Annotated in this window: 4 protein-coding genes; 1 reads left to right on the top strand and 3 read right to left on the bottom strand. The window is 66.3% G+C overall.

Translation table 11 applies throughout. The features are described 5' to 3' along the window. A partial coding sequence (locus VEY12_06110; protein HYM39701.1) for a hypothetical protein occupies positions 1 to 384 on the top strand: 384 nt, incomplete at its 5' end. Between the two features lie 4 nt (positions 385 to 388). Here the strand turns inward: VEY12_06110 and VEY12_06105 are convergent. From VEY12_06105 to VEY12_06095, 3 genes are all read right to left on the bottom strand, one after another. Beyond that, on the bottom strand, positions 389 to 523 hold the full coding sequence (locus tag VEY12_06105) for a hypothetical protein (GenBank protein HYM39700.1): 135 nt from the start codon (positions 521 to 523) through the stop codon (positions 389 to 391). Continuing rightward, the gene (locus VEY12_06100; GenBank protein ID HYM39699.1) at positions 523 to 1143 is read right to left on the bottom strand and encodes a V-type ATP synthase subunit D; all 621 of its coding nucleotides are present in this window, start codon (positions 1141 to 1143) and stop codon (positions 523 to 525) included. The genes VEY12_06105 and VEY12_06100 overlap by 1 nt, the downstream gene beginning before the upstream one ends. 1 nt (position 1144) lies before the next feature. Then, a partial coding sequence (locus VEY12_06095) for a V-type ATP synthase subunit B (GenBank protein ID HYM39698.1) occupies positions 1145 to 2342 on the bottom strand: 1198 nt, incomplete at its 5' end.

Here is a 2342-nt window from a genome sequence, read left to right as displayed (position 1 = left end):
ATTATGCACAACACGCGCCGGATGCGCGCAGATCGGGACGAGGATATTCTTTCGGGGATGCTCACGGCAATCATGGCCTTCTTGCGCGATCAAGACCCTGAAGAGAACGGGGAGCTCAAGCGATTCGAGGTGGGTGGCAAGACGACGCTTCTCGAGCGTGGGCGGCACGTCTACCTGACCGCGGTTTATTCCGGTCGCGTCCCGAACTGGGCTGGCAAAGACCTCCACCGCTTCATGGGGGACCTCGAGCGCAACTTCGGCGACGCGTTCGCGCACTGGTCCGGTTCGCCCGAGGACTTGCACGGACTCAAGGAGTACATGGGCCGCTTCGTGTCCCGCCTGCGGTACCACGGGGACCGCAACGGCCGGGCGCGCGCAGCCTGACCGGCTACGGGTGCACGAACAGCAGGTAGAACATCACGGCGAACCCGAGGAGCATGAACCCCGTCGAGAGGATCCACATCCACTTCAGGAGACTCGCGCGGCGCTCGGGGTTGGCCCACGCCTTCTCGAGGCGCTCCATCACATCGCCTTGAACCGCTTCAGGCGCATGAAGTTGTCCCGCTCCATCTCCTCGAGCCGCTGGCGGATGAACGCCTCGGTCGACTTGAGCTCGGGGATCACGCGGTACTCGAGCGCGTTCACGCGGCGCTTGACCTTCTCGATCTCCTCGATCAAGCGGCGCATGGTCGTCTCGATCTCTGCCGCGACGACGATGTCCTCCACGAGCGCCTCGTAGGCCTCCGCGGCCTCATCGATCCGCGCGGACGTCGTGATCACGCCGTACCCGCGGTCCTCGAGCTTCTTCCGCACGCTCTTCGCGTCGATCTTGGGGACCACGATTCCCATCACGTTCTTCGTCCTTAGGTCCAGGGTGGGCACCTCGCGGCTCGCAAGGGCTGCGGAGCGGACGCCGATCGAGCCCTCGATCGCACGGGCGATCACGATGCGCTGCTCCGCCGTGCGGTACTTCTCCGCGAGGTTCGATCGGAGCGTCTTCGCGCGGTCGAGCACCCGGAAGAACTCCACGATCAGCGCGTCCCGCTTCAGCTTGAGAAGGCGGTAGCCCCGCTCCGCCATGCGGCGCGTCCGTCGCAGCTGGAGCAGCTGGGACCGTGTGGGCTTGTAGTTCTGGAGGACCATCTCACGCCTTCACTGGGGTTGCCGCCGGGGCTGCGCTTCCGGCGCGGTACTTGGGGTGGTACTTCTCGAGCGTCTTCCGGTCGATCTTCGTGAGCCACGCCTCGTCGATCGTCGCGAGGAGGTTCCACCCGATGTCGACGGTCTGCTCGATCGTCCGGTCCTCCTCGGATCCTTGCTGGATGAACTCCTGCTCGAACCGGTCCGAGAACTCGAGCATCTTCCGGTCGCGGTCCGAGAGGGCCTCCTTGCCGACGATGGCCACGAGGCCGCGCACGTCCTTGCCCTCCGCATAGGCCGCGTAGAGCTGGTCGGAGACCTGCTTGTGGTCCTCCCGCGTGCGATCCTTCCCGATCCCCGCGTCCATGAGGCGCGACAGGGAGGGCAGCGGGTCCACGGGCGGGTAGATTCCCTTCCGGTGTAGGTCGCGCGCGATCGCGATCTGGCCCTCCGTGATGTAACCCGTCAGGTCCGCGATCGGGTGCGTCCAGTCGTCGTCCGGGATCGACATGATCGGGATCTGCGTGATGCTGCCGGAACGGCCGTGGATTCGTCCCGCGCGCTCGTAAATCGTGGCCAGATCCGTGTACATGTAGCCCGGATACCCGCGGCGCCCGGGCACCTCCTCCCGCGCGGCCCCGATCTGCCGCAGGGCTTCCGCGTAATTCGTCATGTCCGTGAGGATGACGAGGATGTGCATGCCGACCTCGTACGCGAGGTACTCTGCTGCGGTCAGGGCCATGCGCGGGGTGATCAGCCGCTCCACGGCGGGGTCGTCCGCGAGGTTCAGGAACAGGACGGCTCGTTTGAGCGCCCCCGTGCGCTCGAAGTCGTTCATGAACACGCGCGCCTCCTCGTGGGTGATGCCCATGGCTGCGAAGACGACGCCGAACGGCTCTTTGGAACCGCGGACCTTCGCCTGTCGGGCGATCTGGAGGGCCACCTCGTTGTGCGGCAGCCCAGCGCCGGAGAAGAGCGGCAGTTTCTGCCCCCGCACGAGCGTGTTCAGCCCGTCGATCGTGGATATGCCCGTCTGGATGAACTCCGCGGGGTGCTCCCGGGAGACGGGGTTGATCGCTGCCCCGCTGATGTCCACGCGCTTCTCGGGCAGGATCGGTGGGCCGCCGTCGGCGGGTTCGCCGGAGCCGGTGAGCACGCGTCCGAGCATCTCCCGCGACACGGAGAGCTTGATCGTCTCCCCG

The sequence above is a fragment of the Thermoplasmata archaeon genome, from assembly GCA_035632695.1.
In the GTDB taxonomy this organism is placed as follows: Archaea; Thermoplasmatota; Thermoplasmata; order RBG-16-68-12; family RBG-16-68-12; genus RBG-16-68-12.
The sequence above is the reverse complement of the archived record's forward strand: the minus strand, read 5'-3'. Positions and strand labels throughout refer to the sequence as shown.